At 45.7% G+C, this 21,511-nt stretch carries 23 protein-coding genes, 2 tRNA genes and 1 pseudogene; 10 read left to right on the top strand and 16 right to left on the bottom strand.

Translation table 11 applies throughout. From position 1 onward, the window contains the following. Positions 1-44: 44 nt before the first annotated feature. From zinT to ACFK9X_RS10555, 3 genes are all read right to left on the bottom strand, one after another. Positions 45-692 (bottom strand): metal-binding protein ZinT, encoded by a 648-nt coding sequence (zinT, locus tag ACFK9X_RS10565; protein WP_001537483.1) that lies wholly within the window; start codon positions 690-692, stop codon positions 45-47. Positions 693-803: 111 nt separating this feature from the next. Further along, positions 804-880: transfer RNA gene (locus ACFK9X_RS10560), tRNA-Arg, on the bottom strand. A gap of 8 nt (positions 881-888) precedes the next feature. Next, complete coding sequence (locus ACFK9X_RS10555; protein WP_001183699.1) at positions 889-1,215, bottom strand: four-helix bundle copper-binding protein; 327 nt, start codon at positions 1,213-1,215, stop codon at positions 889-891. Between the two features lie 193 nt (positions 1,216-1,408). Here ACFK9X_RS10555 and ACFK9X_RS10550 point away from each other — a divergent pair, with 193 nt between their 5' ends. Continuing rightward, on the top strand, positions 1,409-2,542 hold the full coding sequence (locus ACFK9X_RS10550) for a mechanosensitive ion channel family protein (RefSeq protein ID WP_000456065.1): 1,134 nt from the start codon (positions 1,409-1,411) through the stop codon (positions 2,540-2,542). 81 nt (positions 2,543-2,623) lie between these two features. Here ACFK9X_RS10550 and ACFK9X_RS10545 read toward each other — a convergent pair whose 3' ends face one another. The 5 genes from ACFK9X_RS10545 to ACFK9X_RS10525 are packed head-to-tail and all read right to left on the bottom strand — an operon-like array spanning position 2,624 to position 7,409. Then, a complete protein-coding gene (locus ACFK9X_RS10545) occupies positions 2,624-3,214 on the bottom strand; it encodes an ATP-binding cassette domain-containing protein (RefSeq protein WP_000947460.1) in 591 nt (196 codons plus the stop codon). Beyond that, entirely contained in the window at positions 3,208-4,005 is a 798-nt protein-coding gene (locus ACFK9X_RS10540; protein WP_023232963.1) for an ATP-binding cassette domain-containing protein, read from the bottom strand. The genes ACFK9X_RS10545 and ACFK9X_RS10540 overlap by 7 nt, the downstream gene beginning before the upstream one ends. Further along, positions 3,999-4,811 (bottom strand): ABC transporter permease, encoded by an 813-nt coding sequence (locus tag ACFK9X_RS10535; RefSeq protein ID WP_000966637.1) that lies wholly within the window; start codon positions 4,809-4,811, stop codon positions 3,999-4,001. Before ACFK9X_RS10535 ends, ACFK9X_RS10540 begins: the two co-directional genes overlap by 7 nt. Continuing rightward, a complete protein-coding gene (locus ACFK9X_RS10530) occupies positions 4,801-5,775 on the bottom strand; it encodes an ABC transporter permease (RefSeq protein WP_151117932.1) in 975 nt (324 codons plus the stop codon). The genes ACFK9X_RS10535 and ACFK9X_RS10530 overlap by 11 nt, the downstream gene beginning before the upstream one ends. After that, positions 5,775-7,409 (bottom strand): ABC transporter substrate-binding protein, encoded by a 1,635-nt coding sequence (locus tag ACFK9X_RS10525; protein ID WP_151117934.1) that lies wholly within the window; start codon positions 7,407-7,409, stop codon positions 5,775-5,777. Before ACFK9X_RS10525 ends, ACFK9X_RS10530 begins: the two co-directional genes overlap by 1 nt. Positions 7,410-8,090: 681 nt before the next feature. Between ACFK9X_RS10525 and ACFK9X_RS10520 the strand changes: the two genes are divergently transcribed. Together ACFK9X_RS10520 and ACFK9X_RS10515 are read left to right on the top strand one after the other, a co-directional pair. Then, positions 8,091-8,405, top strand: coding sequence for a TRL-like family protein (locus ACFK9X_RS10520; protein WP_151116367.1), 315 nt, complete (start codon positions 8,091-8,093; stop codon positions 8,403-8,405). A gap of 148 nt (positions 8,406-8,553) precedes the next feature. Then, a pseudogene (locus tag ACFK9X_RS10515) lies at positions 8,554-9,084 on the top strand (cytochrome b). A gap of 82 nt (positions 9,085-9,166) precedes the next feature. Here the strand turns inward: ACFK9X_RS10515 and ACFK9X_RS10510 are convergent. The 4 genes from ACFK9X_RS10510 to ACFK9X_RS10495 all read right to left on the bottom strand — a co-directional run bounded on the left by ACFK9X_RS10510 (position 9,167) and on the right by ACFK9X_RS10495 (position 11,766). After that, on the bottom strand, positions 9,167-10,210 hold the full coding sequence (locus ACFK9X_RS10510) for an exo-alpha-sialidase (protein WP_151116365.1): 1,044 nt from the start codon (positions 10,208-10,210) through the stop codon (positions 9,167-9,169). A gap of 338 nt (positions 10,211-10,548) precedes the next feature. Next, positions 10,549-11,016, bottom strand: a complete 468-nt coding sequence (locus tag ACFK9X_RS10505; protein WP_001218120.1) for an Hsp20 family protein — start codon at positions 11,014-11,016, stop codon at positions 10,549-10,551. A 152-nt stretch (positions 11,017-11,168) separates the two neighbouring features. Next, positions 11,169-11,441, bottom strand: a complete 273-nt coding sequence (locus ACFK9X_RS10500) for a hypothetical protein (RefSeq protein ID WP_000927827.1) — start codon at positions 11,439-11,441, stop codon at positions 11,169-11,171. 199 nt (positions 11,442-11,640) lie between these two features. Next, the gene (locus ACFK9X_RS10495) at positions 11,641-11,766 is read right to left on the bottom strand and encodes a lipoprotein (RefSeq protein ID WP_000758947.1); all 126 of its coding nucleotides are present in this window, start codon (positions 11,764-11,766) and stop codon (positions 11,641-11,643) included. 377 nt (positions 11,767-12,143) lie between these two features. Between ACFK9X_RS10495 and ACFK9X_RS10490 the strand changes: the two genes are divergently transcribed. Beyond that, positions 12,144-12,488, top strand: a complete 345-nt coding sequence (locus ACFK9X_RS10490; RefSeq protein ID WP_000977725.1) for a c-type lysozyme inhibitor — start codon at positions 12,144-12,146, stop codon at positions 12,486-12,488. 754 nt (positions 12,489-13,242) lie between these two features. Here the strand turns inward: ACFK9X_RS10490 and ACFK9X_RS10485 are convergent. Both ACFK9X_RS10485 and pagC read right to left on the bottom strand, forming a co-directional pair. Next, a tRNA-Arg gene (locus tag ACFK9X_RS10485) sits at positions 13,243-13,319 on the bottom strand. A 390-nt stretch (positions 13,320-13,709) separates the two neighbouring features. Beyond that, entirely contained in the window at positions 13,710-14,267 is a 558-nt protein-coding gene (pagC, locus tag ACFK9X_RS10480; protein WP_000789471.1) for a virulence membrane protein PagC, read from the bottom strand. A gap of 810 nt (positions 14,268-15,077) precedes the next feature. Here pagC and pagD point away from each other — a divergent pair. The 6 genes from pagD (at position 15,078) to ACFK9X_RS10450 (ending at position 18,856) form a co-directional block, all read left to right on the top strand. Further along, positions 15,078-15,341, top strand: coding sequence for a virulence protein PagD (gene pagD, locus ACFK9X_RS10475; RefSeq protein ID WP_001535993.1), 264 nt, complete (start codon positions 15,078-15,080; stop codon positions 15,339-15,341). Positions 15,342-15,472: 131 nt separating this feature from the next. Next, positions 15,473-15,685 carry a cold shock-like protein CspF gene (cspF, locus tag ACFK9X_RS10470; protein ID WP_001537306.1) on the top strand — a complete coding sequence of 71 codons (213 nt, stop codon included), beginning with the start codon at positions 15,473-15,475 and terminating at the stop codon, positions 15,683-15,685. A 413-nt stretch (positions 15,686-16,098) separates the two neighbouring features. After that, entirely contained in the window at positions 16,099-16,620 is a 522-nt protein-coding gene (locus ACFK9X_RS10465; RefSeq protein WP_151116362.1) for a ricin-type beta-trefoil lectin domain protein, read from the top strand. A gap of 190 nt (positions 16,621-16,810) precedes the next feature. Further along, positions 16,811-17,050, top strand: coding sequence for a virulence protein MsgA (gene msgA / locus ACFK9X_RS10460; protein WP_000497451.1), 240 nt, complete (start codon positions 16,811-16,813; stop codon positions 17,048-17,050). Between the two features lie 489 nt (positions 17,051-17,539). After that, a complete protein-coding gene (locus ACFK9X_RS10455; protein WP_151116360.1) occupies positions 17,540-18,328 on the top strand; it encodes a lipoprotein EnvF in 789 nt (262 codons plus the stop codon). Positions 18,329-18,649: 321 nt separating this feature from the next. Further along, positions 18,650-18,856 carry a hypothetical protein gene (locus tag ACFK9X_RS10450; RefSeq protein ID WP_000787625.1) on the top strand — a complete coding sequence of 69 codons (207 nt, stop codon included), beginning with the start codon at positions 18,650-18,652 and terminating at the stop codon, positions 18,854-18,856. Positions 18,857-19,312: 456 nt separating this feature from the next. Here ACFK9X_RS10450 and sopF read toward each other — a convergent pair whose 3' ends face one another. Beyond that, the gene (gene sopF, locus ACFK9X_RS10445) at positions 19,313-20,437 is read right to left on the bottom strand and encodes a type III secretion system effector SopF (RefSeq protein ID WP_000917269.1); all 1,125 of its coding nucleotides are present in this window, start codon (positions 20,435-20,437) and stop codon (positions 19,313-19,315) included. A gap of 517 nt (positions 20,438-20,954) precedes the next feature. Then, entirely contained in the window at positions 20,955-21,413 is a 459-nt protein-coding gene (gene tnpA, locus ACFK9X_RS10440; protein WP_080243505.1) for an IS200/IS605-like element IS200F family transposase, read from the bottom strand. Positions 21,414-21,511 lie beyond the last annotated feature (98 nt).

The raw sequence follows: 21,511 nt of genomic DNA, 5'->3' as shown, positions 1-21,511 counted from the left end.
AAAAGCCCGCTATTCATAGCGAGCTTTTAACATTGCAATCAGACTTAATGATGTAGCATTTCGTCAACGACCTCATTCGCCTTTAACTGATAAGGATAATAGGTAGGCCAGTTTTCCATCTCTTGCAACAATGCCTGCTGCGAGGTATTTCCCATAAAGATATGGAAATGCGCCGATTTGCGCGGGGCAATGATATGATCGCTAAACTGAACATATTTAGGCGCTTTGCTATTCGCATCTTTACATTCGAACAGATAGCGTACCCCTTTTTTACCCGATGCGTAAGTCAGAATTTTATAGCCGGCATAATTGTATTTACAGGATGCAACGTTATTGTCGCGATGGAATTCTATAACGCCATTTTCAATGCCGATAGTCTCAACATTCGTCGCGTATCCTTTGCGATAATACGCTTTAATATCCTCAAACGTTTTCTCCGGGTCTTTCTTCGCCTTTTGTCTGAAGACAGGGTCCAGCTCGCCGCTGACCAGATAAGGATAGACGGATTGCCACATACCATCCCAGTCGGTGAGCGCGCGATCGCGTACATTAGCGTCATCAAATACGCCCGCTGCCGCTTTTTGCTCAACCTCCGTCATCGGCGCGCCATGAGCATGATGACCATGCGCGAAGGCAGGACTATTGACCAACAGCATTCCCAGAAGCATTGTCAGTTTTTTTAAATGAATCACCAAAACGTTACCCTCATCTTTCTTAGAAAGAAGATTGTTATATTATAACATTGCATTTATTTCAACAGAAACTCAGCGGCCACCGCGCAGGTGGCCTTTTTTGATATCAACTGGTCCGCCATCGAGGAATTGAACCCCGAACCTTAGAGGTAGAAGCTCTATGCTCTATCCGGTTGAGCTAATGGCGGAAGAAAAATTACGCGGCCATTTTAAGGCAGGCGTCTGCGCATTGGCTGCATGCCCGCGCGCAATTCTGGCAATGGTCGTGATCGTGCCTTGCACACTCTTCGGCGCAGGCTTTGCAGATATCCGCGCACAGGCGGCATAATTTTTGTGAGTACTCGCTTTCCAACGCCATAAATTGTGCCGCCAGGCGACAAATGGCCGCACATTGCATATCTAACTGGATACAGTGCTTCATCATTTCGACGTTATCTTCACGCAGACAAGAAGAGGCGCAGATATCACACGCCGCCGCGCATTCATAACACTGCTCAATACACTCACGATGTTCTTGTTGCATAAATGACTCCTTATTTTATTAAGAGGAGTAGATAAGTCTGCACAGAAACGCCGGGATAGCCAAACGGCTACCCCTCTTTTTCATACTTTTTGAACAAAAGTGCTGAATAAAACAGCAATAGTAAAGCCGGAAATCGGCCTCCGTGATGTGACGTCTATACTGTAATGTTCATCTGCTTTTCATCGGAGGTAAAATGGAGTATTTAGCACGACTAAATATCGTTGCGATGCTGATGTCAACGACGTTCTGGATCAATCTGGCGGTCGTTTTTTTCGTCACCCTCATTACTTACTGGCTCATCAACTGGCTACTCAATGTGGTCTATAAAGCGCTACAACGCCCGGATAAAAAGGATGATGCTCATGGGCGGCTGCGGCCTATTGTTTTCGAGATGCTGAAAAAGACCAGTAAGATGCTCATCTTTTTTGCCGCATTTCTCTTTAGCCTGCGCTTTGTCGCCCTGCCCGACCGGTTATTCTCCACCCTCTCTCACGCCTGGTTTTTAGTGGTTGCGATTCAAATGGCGATTTGGCTTGATCAGGGCGTACAGTCATGGATGCGTCATTTACTGTATGCCCCAGGCTCCAATAAAAACCCGGTGACGTTAGTCATTCTTGGTATGATTTTGCGCGTGCTCGTCTGGTCTATGATGCTGCTCTCCATCCTGGCGAACGTCGGCGTGGATATTACCGCACTGGTAGCAAGCCTCGGCGTGGGCGGTATTGCTATTGCCCTGGCGGTACAAACCGTTCTGAGCGATGTCTTCGCTTCGCTGTCGATTGGTTTCGATAAGCCCTTCGAGATCGGCGATTTCGTCGTCTTTAATGATGTAGCCGGTACGATTGAACATATCGGTTTGAAAACCACTCGCATCCGTAGCCTCAGCGGCGAACAGATCGTTTGTGCGAACGCGCAGTTGTTGCAGCAAACCATACACAACTATAAGCGGATGCAAACGCGTCGTATCGTGTTTACTTTTGGCGTCGCCACTGCGACACCGCCGGAAAAGTTACGCCTCATCGGCGATATGGTGAAAAAGATTATTACCGATGTCGGCGAAACACAATTCGACCGCGCCCATCTACTGGCCTTTGGTCAGGATCGGCTGACCTATGAGGTGGTACATATCGTCAATACCGCGGATTACAATAAATACATGGATATTCAGCAAGAGATAAATATCCGTATTATTGAAAAACTCATTGAGAATGATATCGAACTGGCGCTGCCAAGTCTGGTCGTTAGAGCCCCTGTACAGGTTGAAGAGACTAGGGACTACAGTAATACCGCTGATGCAAAAAACGCAGATAAACGCGTCATGCAGTAAAATCTCTGCCGACAATACCGGGAACCCATGGGTTCCCGGTGCGTTAACGGCGACACGGCAATGCGGAGAAACGACTTGCGGCTATTCCACCTGTAAATGGCGGGTACAGACTTGATCAAGTAGCGCAGACTGATGACTAATCACCAACATCCCTAATGAACGGCTGCGGCACACCTCAAGCACGTATACCCATATCGCTTTTTGAATAGACGGATCGAGTTGCGCCGTCATTTCGTCGGCAATCAGAAAACGCGTTCGTGGGTCAAGCGCGCGCAGTATCGCAATACGCGCCAACTCCCCGCCTGAGAGCTGCATTGGCCGACGCGTCAGCCACTCGGGCTGCACATGCAAACGCCTCATCGTTTCCGGGTCAGGCTGCCAGGCATCACGTACAGCGTCTCCGGCGCTTCGCCAGGGATTAAACGTCAGTTCAGGATGCTGGGGGACAAGCTGTACCGGACAATACTGATGCAGAGGTAACGGGCTGCCGTCCAGCAGAACATCGCCCGCCGTCGGCTTTTGCCATCCGGCCAGGACGCGCCCCAACGTTGTTTTCCCCGTTCCGCTTGGCGCATGAATTCCTACCCGTTCACCGGCAGAAATCGTAAACGTCAGGTTCTGCCATAAGACTTTCCCGCCCTGACGAATAACGAGGTCGCGGCAGCTCAGCATTCTATTCCCTCTCCGGTCGGCATAAATAACGGGTTTAGTTCAGGCAATGCCTGCCATTGCCGTTTTAACGGCTCACTCATCTCTTCCGGCTGTAATCGTTCACAGCGAATATTGTCCGTGATATAACCCTGATGCAGCGCCACAATGCGATCGGCATACCGCGCCGCCAGCAGCAGGTCATGAGTCACCCACAGCACGCCGCATCCCCGCTCGCAGAGACCTCGCAAGTGCTCAAGCAACTGGTTTGCCAGTGCCGTATCAAGCCAGGCGGTGATCTCATCCGCGAGGATATAACGAGCCTGGCTGAGCGAGGCGTGGCACGCCAGAATTCGTTTAGCCATCCCGCCAGAGAGCTGGCGGGGAAAGCGTTCCAGGACTGTCGGTTCGAGATCGCTTTGCTGCAATAGCTGTACCATCTGCGTCTCATCCCAGGCGCGTCCGGTCAGATGACATGCTCTGTTCAAATGTTTTCTGATATTCAGCATAGGATTAAGCGCCTGTACCCCCTGCGGCACGTAGCTAAACGTATTGCCCCTAAGCTGCCTGATGGTATGTCTGTCCAGCCGGTTGCCATCAAGCGTAATCTCCCCCCGAAAGCGTAAATTTTCCGGCAGCAGATCGAGCAGGCATTGCAGCAGCAGACTTTTGCCCTCCCCGCTGCCGCCAACCAATGCCACCATTTCGCCGGGCGCGATATCAAAAGAGACATTCTGTAATAACGGCGACCAGCGTCTCGCGCCATACCAGCGATAACGCGCGCTTTCCAGCGTAACCTGTTGTAAACTCAGCATACGTCACTCCTTAGCCACAGCCGCTGAATGGCGCGCGCAAACTGATCGAAGAGCATCACCAGCGTGAATAACATTAGGCCGGGAAACAGCACCAGCCACCAGTTTCCATGGCTAATAAACCGTAACGCATCCGCCAGCAACAGCCCCAGCGAAGGCTCATGCGGCGCCAGCCCAAACCCCAGAAAACTTAACGCCGCGCTGTGCAATACCGCATGAGGAAACATCAATAACGTTCCCGTCAACCATTGCGGCAATAGCGCCGGAAAATAGTGATATCGCCAGCAATAAAGGTGTCCATGCCCCAGACGATAGGTCAATGTCAGGTAGTCACTCTGCGCTACCCGCTCCGCGTCGGCGCGCAGAATCAGCGCCAGACGGGGCCAGTGCGTTAACGCCACGGCCGCAATGACGCCGCTTTTACCGCCGCCGAGCGTAAAACAGATAAGGATCAGCAAAAGTAAATGCGGCATGGCGAGCATGGCATCGGTTATCAGCCGCATCAGGAGGTCCAGCCGGGGATGAATGCGCGCCACTGCCGCCATCACTAGCGCGATAACGCCGCTGCACAGCGCGGCGCCAACGCCAATTTGTAAACTGGTGAAGGCCCCCTGAAAGCAACGAAGCCATACATCGCGCCCCAGATTATCGGTGCCAAACCAGTGCTGGATATCAGGCGACAGATGCCGGGCAAGCAGATTAACCTCTGGCGGCTGGCTCAACGTGGCATAACCGTATCCGGCAATAAACAGCAGACAGGTAACGGAGAGGATCAGACGAAACAACGTCGGGGCAGGATTATAGAGCATCGGGACGCTCCAGCGATCGATTAAGCACCACCACAAGCCAGGCTGAAATCGTATTTCCGGCAAACACTAATAGTGTACAGAATAAAACGATCCCCATGAGTAGCGGGACATCGCCACGCAGGCCGGCATCGATAGTGGCCTGTCCCAGCCCCGGATACGCAAAGACTTTTTCTGCCAGTAACGCTCCCCCCATCAGTTCGCCCAGAGAAGCAAACTGTAAACAGAGTGCTGGGGTAATCGCATGACGTAACACCTGGTGACGTAACAGCGACCATCCTTTATCCCCCTGAGCGCGCACAAAACGAATAAATTCGCTCTTCATTACACGGGCTATTTTTTCTCGCGTATGCAGCGCAATTTGCCCCATGCCCAACAGACTTAACGCACATACCGGCAACACAAGATGGCGTAAACGTTCCGATAAAAGAGCTGTTCCTGCATTATTTCCGGGGTCCCAGGCGCAACAAACAGGTAATACCGGCCAGCGGACGGCAAACAGCGCCAGCAACAACATGGCTATCCAGAAAGTGGGCAACGATGACAATAAGTAGCTGATACGGCAAATCATCTTATCCGGCCAACGGTGGAGAAAACGTCCGGCCAGAAAACCCAATGTCACGCCCAGCACACCAGACAATAGCCAGGCGCCTGCCAGCAGCGCGAATGACGTCGCAAAACGTTCCCAGATCACACTGGCGACAGGCATGTTGAACAGCATGGAATACCCCATGTCGCCCTGGAGCAGACGCCAAAACCAGTGACCGAAACGCTCCCACAGCGGCTGGTCAAGCCCCCAGCGCGCCGCAATCCGCGCATATTGTTCTGGCGGAACATGGAGCAGATCGTTGCCAATATAAGCACGGATAGGATCAACGGGCGAAAAGCTAAGCAAAATGAAGGTGCCGGCAGCCACCAGCACCAACAGAATAATCAGCCGCAAAAAATGACTGAAGAACAATTTCATCACCGACAGGTCCAGGTCCAGTCATCAAGATTGTTTAACACCGACCAGCTACCGTGGATTTCTGGCGCGCCTTTTCCCAGATCAATACAGGGGTTGGCCAGATAGGTATGCTGAATATTAAGCAGCCATGCCCATGCCGCATCGCCCTGGACGCCCGCGCCCTGCTTTCCATCCCACTCAACCTGCTGCCAGAAAGGAATCGCCTTTTGCCAGTCAGGCGCATCTATAGCCTGTTTCAGATGTGCTTCTACCGCAAGGTTGCTGTAATAGCCCGGGTTATAATATTCCACACCAGCGGCTTTCCCGCTGTAGTGATGGAAGAGTTCCATCGGGTCCAGACTTCCCCAGCCAAACAGCGTAGGGTTAGCGTGCATATGGCGCTCTACGGTTTCCCAGCTTCCCGATTGCAACGAGACGACAATGCCTAAAGGCTGCAACATGGCGCGCACCGCCTCGGCCAGATCCCGCCGGGTGCTGTCGCCACTGGCATACCATAAGGTCAGACGCGCTTCTTTACCTGCTTTTTCACGCACGCCCGCACGGTTTATCTTCCAGCCAGCCTCTTCCAGGATGGCGCGCGCTTTTGCAATATCGCCATCGCTGAATACCACTGAAGGATTTTGCCACGGCAATCCCTGCACCGCGCTATAGGCGGGTATCGCATGGCCTTCCATCACCTGTTCCGCCAGTTGCTTACGATTAATGGCATAGTTAATTGCGCGTCTGATAGCGACATCAGCGGTCACATCGTTGCCGACAGGATAACCGTTAGTATCCTTTTTACCGGCTGGCACCATCGGGAAGACAATGCCCCGGTTTTCAACGCTATCGCGTACCCAGAGTTTAAGATTATCCTGCTGCGGGGCCACCGCCATAGAAGGGGCAATGCGCACCAATCCCAACTGTCCGCTGCGCGCGGCGGCATAAGCATTATCTTCATCCAGAAAGACAAAAACCAGCCGGTTAAAGTCATTCTTTTTACCCGCATACCAGGGATTAGCTTCAACGATCAGTTGCTGACCCGGCTGAAAGCTGACCAGTCGGTACGGACCGGCGCCTATCGGTTCGCGGGCGAACGTTTTTTCATCATAACGGCTGGCCGGAACAATCCCTAACGACCCGAGTACATTCACAAAGGTGCTCTGCGGATGGCTCAGCGTCATCGCAATTCGGCGTGCGTCCAGCGCTCGCGCATGGCTAAAATTGCCCATGTCAATTTTACCGCCGCTCTTCGCCGCTTTATTGTATGTAAAAACGACATCTTCGGCAGTTAATGGCGAGCCATCGGAGAATTTCAGCCCGGGCTTTAAGGTTAGCGTCCAGATTTTACCGTCGGGGCTGGTATCCACTTTTTCCGTCAGTAAATTACCCCAACTCATGTCGGCGTTTTGCTTAAGCAACGGCGCATGAAGCAATAAGTAGCTGCCGTGGCTCCAGCCCAGCATAGGATCAAAGCCTTCCGTTGGCTCAGGGCCAATGGTCAGCTTCAGGGTACGACCGTCTGCCGTGTCCGACGCGGCGAAAAGCGACGAAGTGAATACCAGAGTCAGCGCGCACGTCACGAGCGCCAGTTTGCCTTTAATCATCAATTTGTCCCAGATTATGCGTTGTTTTTGTTTCTCCCGGCGCAGCATAAACGTCGGGAGACCTCCTGAGGACGGCATTATGGCGAGCATTTGTAATGAAAAAATTGACGCAGAACAGAAAGTATGACGATCTTTTAAAAACATCATACGCACAAACGTCGGGAGCGCCAACGTGAGCTAAAGGCCGCTTTTGACGGGGATAAAACGCAAGGGAAATGACGCCAGGAATACCGGGTTAATTAACGCCATCTTATTCTCTTATTTCCTTTCTATTCTGTATTGCGTCTTCCCACCCGACGCTGTTCATTTTCTCAACATTATTAGTCAGTACTGAAACGTAAGAAGGTATCGTAATTAGCGCCTCCTGGCTTTAAACCTAAACAAATATTAAACGAACCGGGCGTTAATGAAACTTACCAGCAGAACGCCAGTCATATGGCAACCCGATGAAATGACATGCTATGGAGTCCAACCGAAAAATGTTAACGCCGCCAGGGCTCGTGATGATTTTTTTAGCCGTACTGTTCTCATTGCTGACAGGATGCACAAGTTATAAAAACACGGCATGGGGAATATATCCGGCTTCAACGGATATTTGTCCGTCAGGTACGACATCAACAGGAGGGTGCAAAGAGTAATATCGCATATTTAATATACACCACTTTTTAAATGACTGTCCGGACATTTTCGGACGGTAAGTTTTCTATTAATTTATAATGGACTAATCCCATGACAAATAAAAAACACATTTTTTCAATTATCTTTATTGGTTCTCTTTTAACGGGGTGTGCTATAGGACCATCACCGACAGGGATTGGCTTATATACGGATGTTAAAGGGCCAATTACTGCCACGAGTCTCCCGGCAACCAAAACCGGTAAAGCGTGTGCGCAAACGGTATTGGGTATTGTAAATACCGGCGACGCATCTATTGATTCAGCGAAAAAAGCGGGCGATATTTCTTTAGTGTCGAGTGTTGATTATGAAACTACAGGTTCATATCCGTTTTATGGTAAAACCTGTGTTGTCGTAAGAGGACAATAACAACAGTAAGCCGGCGATGCCGCCGGCTTTTTATCCCATTTTACGTGCCGCTATCTCTGTCTGTTCCTTGAGACTCAGCCCCCGCTTTAAGGTTCTGTTAAGATTTTACGCATACTCTACAAGCAGTTGTTAATAAAGGATAATAATAATGGCACATTTCTCAAGACTGCAAATAACGCTTCACTGGTTAACACTGCTCCTGACAGGCATCGCATATGCTGCTATTGAGTTACGGGGGTGGGCGCCAAAAGGCTCCAGCGTTTACCTGTTTATGAAAGACACGCACTATGATATGGGCGTTCTGGTCTGGGCGCTGATGTTTTTACGGTTATATCTTAAACACAAATACCCGGATCCGGTCATTACGCCTCCCCCTCCTCACTAGCAGCACGTAGCCGCTAAATTAATGCATATCGCGCTTTATCTCACTTTTCTCGCCTTACCGCTGCTGGGCGTCGCGATGATGGCATCAGGCGGGAAAAGCTGGAGCTTTTTTGGTTTTACTGTACCGGTATTTTTGACGCCAGATAGCGCCCTAAAATCGGATATAAAGCGTATTCATGAAATGCTGGCCAATATCGGCTATTTCCTGATTGCCATGCATGCAGCAGCGGCGTTGTTTCACCATTACATACAAAAAGATGATACATTTTCAAGGATGTTACCCGGTAAATCATGACTATTTCGGCCATCCTGGCGTGAGAGAGCACGCTGGGCAAGGCATTATTATTCCAGCGCTATCGGTTTCGACTGATAGCGCCTTACACCGTTTGTAATCGACAATATACGATATTTTTCCGGTTCCACGTGTAGGTGATATGTACGACGCCGCCCTCGCTAATAATAGCGGGATAAGAATACTCACCGTGGTCACTTTCCAGGTCCAGTAGCGGCAGCCATGATTCGCCATTATCCTGGGAAGCAATCAGTGAAAGCGGATAGCGCTTTCCCCAGTTGCCGTTGACCGGATTTAACGCAAGAATCAGCGTACCGTCCTGCATACTAACCAGATCGATACCACTATTATTATTCGGTAAAGATGTCGCGCGGGCAACAGACCAGGTAGCGCCATAGTCGATTGAATCACTGCGAAAAATTGCCCCGCGTGTGCTTCGTAACAACATATGGATATGCCCTGGAGAAGACTCCCACAGCGTAGGCTGAATAACGCCATCCCAGCGCAGGAGGTTTTCCAGACAACATTCCCACAACCCCCCCTTTTTTATACCATCCCACAACGCTACGTTTGTCCCGGAAATAGCGTTATCAGGCTCCAGCGGAACAAAAGAGATACTCCAGTGTTTTCCTTCGTCAGAGGATCGATCCACAAATGCCCTCCACCGTTCAGGACTTTCAATCGATCCTGGCGCAATCCAGGCGCCATTTGATGCCAGCAGGAGTTTATTTTTCACGGGACCGCGCGGCAAAATATCATCGTTGACCAACGGAGCTGGCGTACTCCAGGTAAATCCTCGATCGCTGGAGGTGATAAACCAGGTTTTCCACACGTGTACGTCGCTGCCTAGTTTATAAAATAACCACAATTTATCCGACGGGTAAAATAACACCGGATTCCAGTGCGCTTCCCCCTCGCGTGCCGCCACTCGCTGCGGTGTTGTCCAGATATTATGTTCATAGCGAGATAGCCAGATGGCTGTATCTTCGCTTCCTTCGCGCAACCCCGCGAACCATGCGGCCACGAGCGTACCGCACGGTAAGCGAACAAGCGTAGAGGCATGGCACTGGAAGGACTCGGTTCCGCTTTCCGGTAAAATGACCTGCCGATTGACGAGCGCTAATTTCATACCTGCCTCGATTAAATAAGGTAAAAAGCATCAGCTTTTTTACGTATGAAAGTAGTGTTAGCAGAAATAGCATCAACGCGGTGAAAACGATGAACCGCTATACGAATTTATGTTCAGATATCGCGCCCATAACAGGCAGAATGTCGAGAGTGGACAAAAATTGGACTGACCTCGCAGATAATTCCAACTTACCGCCGTCCAATGGCGACGAGGTCAGTGGCACGGGATAATATAGAGGTCAGGGCTATAATATTTAGCGATCTGTGCCTACAAGCATGACGGGATACTTTTCGCGACAGACAATGAAGGCCCGTCTAAACGGGCCTCCATTAACGCGATTATGATTTGTGTTCAATCGCCTTTGGTTTGCTTTCTATGGCAATTTTTTTCGGTTTCTCGCTTTCAGGGATCTCCTGGTAAATCTCGACCAACAAGAGGCCCTGTTCCAGTTTCGCATTATTCACCTTAGCATGTTCAGGCAAAGAAAAACTCAACTGGAAATCCGCCTTACGAATACCACGATAAATCCAGTGCGTCTGATCCTCTACCGTCTCTTCAGTGTGTTTACCCGTAATATTCAGGTTGCCGCCAACCGTTTCAATTTCAAGCTCTTCCTCTTTCCAGCCAGGAACGCTCACGGTAAGCAGATAGTTATTCGCATCGCGCTTTTGCAGATCGTAAGCTGGCGTCGCAGTGACTGGCGTATCTCCTGTTAATTGACTGAAAAGTCTATCAATACGGTTGAAACGGTCAGAGAAAAGAGAATCAGCAAACACGGGAAGTGCTGACAAGGTTCTGAGTGCCATCATTAACCTCCTGAATCACTATTCAAAAGTTCAACATCAAGGCAAGCATTGCTTGTCCACTGACTACATAGGGACGGGAAAAACATTTTCAAGTCTATAAAAGCCTTTTTTTAGTCACGAATTTAAGTGGTTAACGAAAAATCTCATCCCGTTCATTGCCATTTCCGCTGTCCCTTCATCTTTACAATTTTTCTCCACCAGTACAATTGATAATGATTATCAATTGCATTAATGTATACAGGTTGGTTATGGCAGTGACCAACGCCCTTCTCCATTATCAAACCCAGCGCCGCCTTCGGGCGGCCTTTTGGGAGGAAATATGGTCGCCAAAAATAAAATTCACGGTCGTCGTATTCGTCAGTCTCTGCAACAGTTACATCATCGTTGTCTTTTTCAGCAACTGGCGGTAAGCCCACCAGGAGCAAAATATGTTTCAGTCACCGCTGAAACAAAAAACTGGCTTATTCATCTTGTGACTTCAGAGGGTCGCTAGCACGCGGTAGTGACTGTCCATGTTGTCGCTAAAATTTTAATGAAATGACATTTATACACCTACAATTTGCGCCCGGCTGCTCCGGGCGCCATACCTGAAGATATGACACCCGTTGCCAACTGACAGGAGTTTTAGTTATCGTCTCCGGCGTAGAAAACTTCGATATCTTTATTAAACCATTTATCAATGTTGTGCCACATCAGACAACCGGTCAGAAAACTTGCGATCAATATCCCTCCTATAAGCCACTTTTTCACATATACTCCTGAATAACCCCTGTTGATGCCATTATCTGATCGATAATAAAAAGACCATCATTTGAAGAAATAGTTTCACTGACAGATACCGTATGAAACGAGACAGTGAACAGTACCGTTTTCTTCGGTTTTTATGCCATAGTATTGAGCAGTGGTGACAATCATTTTCCATCGCGCCATAATGATTTGCAGCCTATAGTTTATGATTTTAAGATTTGTCTACTCATCACATATGTCAGTGATGGATAAATTATAATACGCTTTTCTGGCGCACTTTTCGTCAGTAAACAGGAATACTACAGCATTCATCGTATTGATGCCGCTTTATCTCCCGCTCTTCAGGGAATTAACGACAATTTTATGCACAAAGGATACTAATGATGAAACGTAAATTGATCCCATTTACCCTCTTTCTCGCTGCGCTTAGCGCCAGTACCACCTCTATAGCAGCTTCGCAGGAGATTTCTAAATCTATATACACCTGTAATGATAACCAGGTTATGGAGGTGATTTACGTCAACACCGAGGCTGGAAACGCCTATGCGATTATCAGTCAGGTAAACGAGATGATCCCGATGCGGTTAATGAAAATGGCCTCCGGAGCAAATTACGAAGCCATAGACAAAAATTATACTTATAAACTTTATACCAAAGGCAAAACGGCTGAACTGGTGGAAGGTGATGATAAACCTGTTCTCAGTAACTGTTCCTTAGCTAACTAACCTTAAGAAATGCCTGAAGGCTCATCAGGCATTTCCACTTCAACCTTCCTGTAACGTAACGTTAAAGAATATGTGAATCACTACCGTAGTATAATGGCTAATTAGTAACCACTTTTAAGCATGGTTAATCCTATTTTTAAAGAAAAGTTCGAACTGTCTGAATTGTCGTTGTTGAGCGTTTAAATGTTTTGCTTTATTAAGTGACCCAGGTAGAATTCGCAGCGGCTGGTAACCATTCATATTCGCACTATTGAACGATCACCGGCCAACCGCGCCAGGGTCTTGCATACGCTCTGGCGCGGTTAAATCCCCAGGCCATAAACGAAATCACTGGTTTCTGCTATTGATCGTATCTTTCAAGTTAACCTGCATTATGCTTGCCCACCTGATGTAAAAAGACACCGCTCTGAACCATAGGGTGTGAATTTTATTTTATAAAAAATTGCGGTGCCGGGTGCCTCCCGGTGAACCATACCACAGTCAATATGGTTCGCGAGGAACATTAACTATTTGACTGGACGCCCCGCCGCAAAGGGGGATTCACCGCATAAGAAAAATCTACAACTCACAAGTAATAAAAGACAATAACATTTTTGTGCATTTTTTATAAATGACTATCTTGTCACGTAATAAATGAAATTATTCTGTAACAGGATTGCAAGACAATACTTATTCAAAACTGAAGTGGTCAGTGGGAGTCGAACCCACATCATCAGCCTGACACTGAGGTAATAACATTATACGATAACCACATTGGACCGCCACCGAGGCCTCGAACCTCGCACCATCAACTTAGGAGGTTGATGCTCTATCCAGCTGAGCTAGTGGCGGCTGGGGACTTCTGCCAGGCGCAAAAAAGGTGCTCTCCTGGATAAAATACATACCTTGCTACTTTTCAGTAGTCGTTCAACGGCAGGTACAATATGCGAAGGCGGTCACAAAATCTTGATGACATTGTGATTAATTCCAGGAAAATTTTTCAGAGTGAATCTTGTGAGATCTGGCGTTATTTACACCAGATTTTCCTTCCTGCTTATCACCTACCTGAGCAACCTTGATTGCTTACCACAACCCCTTATCTGTGCTTATGCTGGTGAGATGTTATGTACAGCGTCACTATGACGAAGAGAGAAAAGACAGGCAGGTACGTGTTACTGGTAAAGAAGCCCTGTTTTGTGACTGGCGGTGCGGAAGGCGAACCTTCCGCATAGCTTATGCTTTTCAGAAACGGTATCCAACCCCGACGTTGAAGCCGTTTATTTTTGTCGAGGAGATGTTGCTTCCTTCATACCCAACATCGACGACGATATTCTCCAGCGGATTCATCTGTACACCCGCGCCCCAGGCAAATCCCGTTTTCCTTGAGGAAATTTTGTTAGAAAAAGAATCGCCATCCTGAGTGGAATGTTCTTTAAATGTCGCCTTTACCGTGCCGACACCCGCCAGCGCGTATAACGAAAAATTGTCAGACAATCGATAGGCTGGCCCAACCATTAAAGAACCGTACTTCACCTCAAACTTGTCATGGTAATGAATACCTTCAGGCTCAACAGACCCGGAAGCCTGTCTGTCTCCATATAAGTAACTTAGCGAGGAAATAAAACTTACCGGAGAGTCATCCTCATAACGGTATTTCACATTTACCCCTCGGATATTTTTGAAATCCTGAACTTTACTTTGTGCATACCCCACGGAAAAGGCGTTAGTATCGGCCTGTGCAACATTTACAACCAAAACGCTTGTAGTAATAACTAAAGTGGATAAAATAATATTTTTCATAACAACTCCTTAATACTACTTATTATTTACGGTGTGTTTAAACACCTGCAGTACCGATCCGGCATTCAGTTATCGCCACTATGCCGAATCGACAAAACCACGAATAATTCACCGCTATCGCTCCTGATGTGTTTACTTCCTGAAAGATATTTTTACTACCGAAGCACTCTATCGCTCATTTAGGTAACCGGTTCTACAATGTCATCTAACTTTTATAGATTTGAATGCTAATTTTTCTCACGCATATATATTTAACAGAAACCATAAAGTGTTTAGCCACTATAGAACAACAAATCACCCATGCAACATTTTGATATTTAAAGAGAAAATCTCACAACCACATTAAGAAACTTGACACCGTTCGGCTAAAAACATGTCATTAAGCAAACTCGCCATATAATCAGAACATATCGCATTGTGCTTCACAGTCCTCACGTGACGCTCCAGCCGCAATACGGTTATATGCCATCGCAGGCGCTGTAATCATATTCACGATGATGCTTAGCACGCTTTATTCCCGCTCCGATTTAATCTTTTAATATATCTATCAGTTACAACATTTCTTGTTATATTATAAGAATAGAATCAACACCACAATTCCAACATAAATATCACCTGTGTTTAGAGAGAATTTACATTCCAAAAAAAATAATAACTAACGCAAATATTGAATACGCGATAAAAAAGTCTATTTCGCTATAAAACCCATTATTATTAAGAGTGGTTAACTCTTCGTTGAATAAAAAATGTCAATGACGTTCCATAATTCAGGAGATGAACTTCACAAGTCATTATATAACAGGAGGTGCTATGAAACATCATGCTTTTATGCTTTGGTCATTACTTATTTTTTCATTCCATGTTTTGGCCAGTTCAGGCCATTGTTCTGGTTTACAACAGGCATCATGGGATATTTTTATCTACGATTTTGGTAGTAAAACCCCGCAACCACCTACAAATACTGATAAAAAGCAAGCCAGGCAGATTAGTTCACCGTCCTGCCCGACGACAAAACCCATGATGTCCGCACCAGTCAATGACGCCAGGAAAGGGAATACTTTCTCCAGAACATAATGTTATTTATCTACAATGGTGCCGAACGACTACTTTTAGCCATCCGGAAATCTTGATTGCCATCAAATATAGCTGGCATTATTTTTCCTGACGTGTATAGTGCGCCTCGTTATCCCCATTAAGGAATTTGTTTGTCTCGTAAAATGACAGGAATTGTCAAAACCTTTGATTGTAAGAGCGGTAAAGGTCTCATCACCCCCTCCGATGGACGCAAAGATGTTCAGGTCCACATTTCAGCATGTCGCCAACACGAAACAGAAGCGCTTATCCCCGGTATACGCGTTGAGTTTTGTCGTATTAATGGCCTCCGCGGACCTACCGCCGCCAACGTTTATCTTTCATAATTCGTCACCCGGCATTTTTTCAGAAAAATTTAGCGAGTACGTCTACCTCCGCAGCCTGCTATGAGGCTTTGCCTGAAAGGCTGCAGAATGTTTTCAGTGGCGAAAATCTAAAAGATTTATTTTGCTAATGACTCCTGTGACCTCTTTTATCATATATCGGGTGCCCCCCTTCTCACTTTGTTTAACGTGAAGAAATGTACAGCCGTTTTTCACTGTGATAGCATCTAATATTGCAAAAGTATTTAACGCTATATACCCATCGTCACAGGAGTGGCTGGCTGCGCGCATTTAACCGAAGTATTTATGTGATTCTATCGGAATTATCTCTATTGCCGCTCAATGCTACATCATATTCAGTGGGTATAAATCGCCAATATAGTTGTAACGCTATTTATTTTTAGGGTAATAATTGAATGACTTTGCTTTCAGGAAAAACCACTCTGGTTCTCTGCCTCTCCTCTATTTTATGTGGATGTACGACGAACGGCTTACCCGCACCTTATAGTATTAATTTGTCGTTCCCGGTCATTACACAAAACCAAATTAATTCCGGTGGTTATTACATAAATGACGCGGAACAAATTCGGACAACTGATGGTCTGTGCTTTGATACAGGTTCAGATCAACAGAATCGTTTGACGCTGCGGGAGTGTAAACATGTGCAATCTCAGCTTTTCTCATTTCACCGAGACAGAATCACGCAGGGTGAGAAATGTCTGGATGCCGCAGGACAAGGTACAAAAGAAGGCACACCAATCATTCTTTATTCATGCACGGGTAATGATAACCAGCGCTGGCTCACTGATGATAACAAAATTAAGGGGAAACAGAGCCGAAAATGCCTAGGCACAAATAGCATTATTGTCAGAAAAGGCGACCCTGTTGTGTTGGCCGATTGCGATTTTAGTCGCGCCCTAGAATTTACCATCAGGTAGCAGGACACCGCTGTGAAGAGATAGCCGCTAACCTCATGACACGACAACAGGTTAGCGACCTTTACTTCCACGTGCGGTCAATTTACTTTACGTCCGCAACGTCAGGATGACAAAACGGCGGCTAAACCTTGACGCCAGTTATATACCCAGCTTAAATACTGGTCATCCAACCAGTAAAAAGGAAATGTCGATGTTCGTCGAACTCGTTTATGACAAGCGAAATGTTGAAGGTTTGCCAGGCGCACGCGAAATCATCCTCAATGAACTCACAAAACGCGTACATCAACTTTTTCCCGATGCGCAAGTGAAAGTTAAGCCAATGCAGGCGAACGCATTAAACAGTGACTGTACAAAAACCGAGAAAGAACGGCTGCACCGTATGCTGGAAGAGATGTTTGAAGAGGCTGATATGTGGCTGGTCGCCGAATAACGTCCCCTCCTGCGAAAGCGACATGTCCGATCGAAAACAGCGCCCTGAGGCGCTGTCTGTGACGATATAACGCAAACGCTACCACTCAGAACATGTTGTTGTTGATACCTCAGACCGGTATGTGGAACCGACATTCATCGCTTCACTGGCCTGTCGGTATGAGTAGCCCTTATCAACAATCAGCTGTGCGCATTCCAGCCTGAAATCTGAAAGTACGTTTGGTTTTGTTGTTTATTAAGAGCCTATCCCATTAGACTCTTTTATTCGCCAAACTGGCTTTAACGATTACGCCTACTGGGATAGGTTCTAAACTTATCATCAATACGTAAAATACCTATTTACGAACAAAAAGTAACAGGTAAAAATCCGAAATAAAACCAGCATAACTAAAACTTACTGCAGATATGCACACGCATTATTACTATGTTTCCAGGATAGTCTCGACCAGTCAAGACTATCTATTTTATATAAAAAAGGGAAATACTTCACATGAATAAAATACATGTTACATATAAAAATCTCTTACTTCCGATTACCTTCATCGCGGCAACTCTAATTAGCGCCTGTGATAACGATAAAGATGCCATGGCGGAAGCTGAAAAAAATCAAGAGAAATACATGCAAAAAATCCAGCAAAAAGAGCACCAGCAATCAATGTTCTTTTACGACAAAGCCGAAATGCAAAAAGCTATTGCCAATATCAACGCAAAAGGTGGAGCCAATCTTGCGATTATTGAAGTCCGTTTCTTCAAGGGCGGGTATTCATTCATTCGACAAAGCGTTAACACCCCTGCTAAAGTAGAGATGTTTAAATTTAACAACGGCTACTGGGGGGGACCTTCGCCTGTCAACTTAACTATCTTTGGCACTATAACAGAGGAGCAAAAACAAGAAGCACTAAAAGAGGCTTTATTCAAATTCGACTCGATCAATTTCAGCATTATACCAGAGCGTATTCAGGAAACAATTAAACGCGCTAACGCCAGTGGCATCATTTCCGTTACGGAAGATAGCGATATCGTTGTACGAGCAGAGATAGCTCATAATGGCGAATTCGTCTATGACATTACCATCACTGCTAAAAATACAGCACGTGCGGTAATGACCTTAAATAAGGATGGTTCTATTGCCGGATATGAGATCAAAGAACCTTTCGACCCAAAAAAAGAAGCCGAAAAAGCACAGCAACTTGTTGAACAATCGAGAAAATACATTGAAAGTCAGCGTAAAAAAGCAGCTGAAAAGATGAACGAAATACAGCAGACATTTAAAAAATAGCAGGCGATACAAACATTGATAAAAATTATAGCGCGAAAGAGCGCGTGCCAGGTACTAAGGCACTGCTTGAAGACAGCGAATCGCTATTTCATTCTCTGACACTGTAATTTTTCGTACTCAAGATGTTTATTTATTGAGTCTTTTGTGGATAACCAGGTGAAGTTATGTGACGCCAGGAATCTATTCCAGCGGGCGTACTTGTTGGAGCCAGTGTGAAGCCGGGCAGCGCGCAGAAACCGGAGCGTATACGTTGTACGTGAGAATTTCGAGCACTGCCCGACCTAAAAATGATGAATAAAATAGATATTTTAAAGAGGTAATATGAAGAATTTTTTCAAAATAATTACTGATTTCATCGCGGATATTTCCCTTGATCTATTTGCTATATTTTTATGCATGTTATTCGTATACAAAACAGGACCATCAATTGGTGTGATATCATTTTTTATTGCATTAATTATTTATATCATTCTTCATTTTGTTTTTTACTCATTTCGTGAAAAAATCATAAAAAAAATATTCAAATAAGTATTTAAAATTATTGTTTTGAGGTACAAATTCAGCGCAATAAAACAGAGCAACTAAAAAAAATTAGGCGTAGCGAAGTGGAAAAGGACTGTCATGTACTGGACCGTGAGCTGGTCGGGAGAGCAATGTACGGGAAAGAGCGAAATACTGTCATTGATATGAGCAGGAATATCGATAGCCAGTAAATCACTCCTGTGGTAATACAGGCCACTTGATGACTGTGAAGGTCGCTTCATCTGAAGCACCGGTGAAGTCCAGCATTTTAAGTGAAAAGCAGCCAGCAGGCGCTTCTGCTGGTCCATATTCCTCTATTTTGCCAGACCACACTAAAGTGCCACACAGGTATCTGCCAGAACGGTCCTGAGATAATAAATATAAAAGCAGTTACTGCCTACCTCAAGAAGTATGCGCTCATGATCATTTAAAGCTCTTTTAAAGAGACTGATAATAAGCTTGTCAATATAATATTATGCAGTCTCTATTAAGCGCCTGGTTTATTTGTTTTGCATAATCATATAGTTGACTTTTCGAGTAAGAGTTTTCTTGCAAAGACAAATAAACGTGTTTTATATCTCTGAATAAACATACATCACCATGAATATGAGCCTCTATATAATTCCCTTCATAGCCTTTACCATAATTAGAATGAGCTAAAAATTTTTCGCCCTTAGCCATTTTAACCAAACTCTTAAAGCAATTATAACCAAAAAAATCATTTTGACAGGATGCAATCAGGTTCTCCATATGCCAAAATGTAGATAATTTACTCGTATCCAGGCCAAATCTGTGGCCGTAGATATCAAAAGGTGATAATGTACAATTTGTTTTTACATTATCATTTAATTCAAAAAATGATTTCCCATAGGCGCTGGCACCTCCATTTTCACCGTTCAGAAAGTCCAGTGCAGCATAAATTGGTCTGCTTGTAGGGCTAAAAGTTCTACTGTTGGGAGTATATGCTACGGAAAAACCGCCTGTCTGACCATATGGGGCATAAGGTGAATCTGCAAGCCTCTCCAGTTCAAATGCTTTAGTTTCAACTGAATCACGTCCGACATTATAAGCAGGTAAATCTCCTGGTCTGCAACCTAATGCATAAGAGTTCAGATATTCTTTATTTTTTAAGAGAGAGACAAAGTCAATTTTTGCCGCATTAAAATTTATTGTCAGCCGGGCATTTTGTAAAATATCCACCATCTTATTTAGCAAGAGAGTGCAATCTATTTCGGTACCACACTCACGACTTATCCGCCTGAGCGCTTTTTCTCTTATTATGTCAGCGTCGCGCTGACACCTGGAATGAATATGCGCAAGTACTTGTTTTCCAAAAAGGCGACCATACACCTTTTTACGCTCTTCATTGCTGAGACCGCAAAACACTTCGTCAAAAGAAAGCCTGTACGCTGCGCTTACAGAACCTCTCGCCGTTCTGCTTTCTGGAAATGGCGGAACATCTTCAACAACATTTCTAACTTGCTGAATGTCTGAAGACAGTGGAGTACGTCCGGCATTTTTTTCCTTATCTGTTTCCAGATATTCCGGAACCTTTATACTTCCACTATGGCAGATAGGTTTGAGCATATGTCTCCTGAATTTTTATGACTAATATAGCATTCACTTTCGCTGACGTATTCTTTATCAGGCTGATATTTCAACACTTCTTAGCAGCCTTGTAGAAGAGCAAATAAAGCATGCAAATAATTTTATAAAATACTTAACCTACCCACTATTGTAGTCAATAAACCATCACTTTTTATTAAAAAATTATCCTGATAATAACAATAAATCTGGTAAGGCACTTTCAAAAAATAGCCAAATCACACATTATTAAGAAAACCACTACAATCAAAATCGGTAACTATCAGCTTTCAGGGGGGTCTCAGGTTATCATGACGATCGGGGTAAAGGATGAACTACTATTGCGGTCTGAATTGAGGGAGTTTTGATAAATTTTTTTGATAAAGTTTTGATAACCGTTCGAATACTAATAATAAATATCCTCCGGCATAGCCGGAGGTTTTTCTGATGCGCCTGTAAGGCTTTCTTACCAGCCGCGCCCTAACAGGCGCATACGATCTGACATTTGCATCAAACTTCGTTACTTACGGCCCGTAAACGGGCTGCCCGGATAAGGGATCGATAATTGCTCACCCATTTTATCCTCTTCAAGCTGGTGCTTTATGTAGTCCTGTATCTTCACCGTGTTCTTACCCACCGTATCGACATAGTACCCTCTGCACCAGAACTCCCTGTTCCTGTATTTGAATTTTAGATCCCCAAACTGCTCGTAAAGCATCAGACTACTTTTACCCTTCAGATATCCCATGAAACTCGACACACTCATCTTCGGCGGGATCTCCAGAAGCATGTGAATATGATCTGCACAACATTCTGCTTCCAGAATTCGTACGTTTTTCCATTCACACAATTTTCTTAATATGCTGCCTACTGCCCTACGCTTCTCTCCATAGAACGCTTGTCTTCGGTATTTGGGCGCGAAAACTATGTGATATTTACAGTTCCATCGGGTGTGCGCTAAGCTCTTTTCGTCCCCCATTGGGACCCCCTTTTGATTTCTTGTTGAACTTTTGCAGTTGCCAGACCGCAAGATGTTTTAACAAATCAAAAGGGGTTTTAATAACTGGCTTAAAGCTG

Origin of the sequence: Salmonella sp. WC3, from assembly GCF_042932255.1 — a bacterium.
Taxonomy (GTDB): Bacteria; Pseudomonadota; Gammaproteobacteria; order Enterobacterales; family Enterobacteriaceae; genus Salmonella; species Salmonella enterica.
This window is presented reverse-complemented; position numbering and strand designations above follow the sequence as displayed.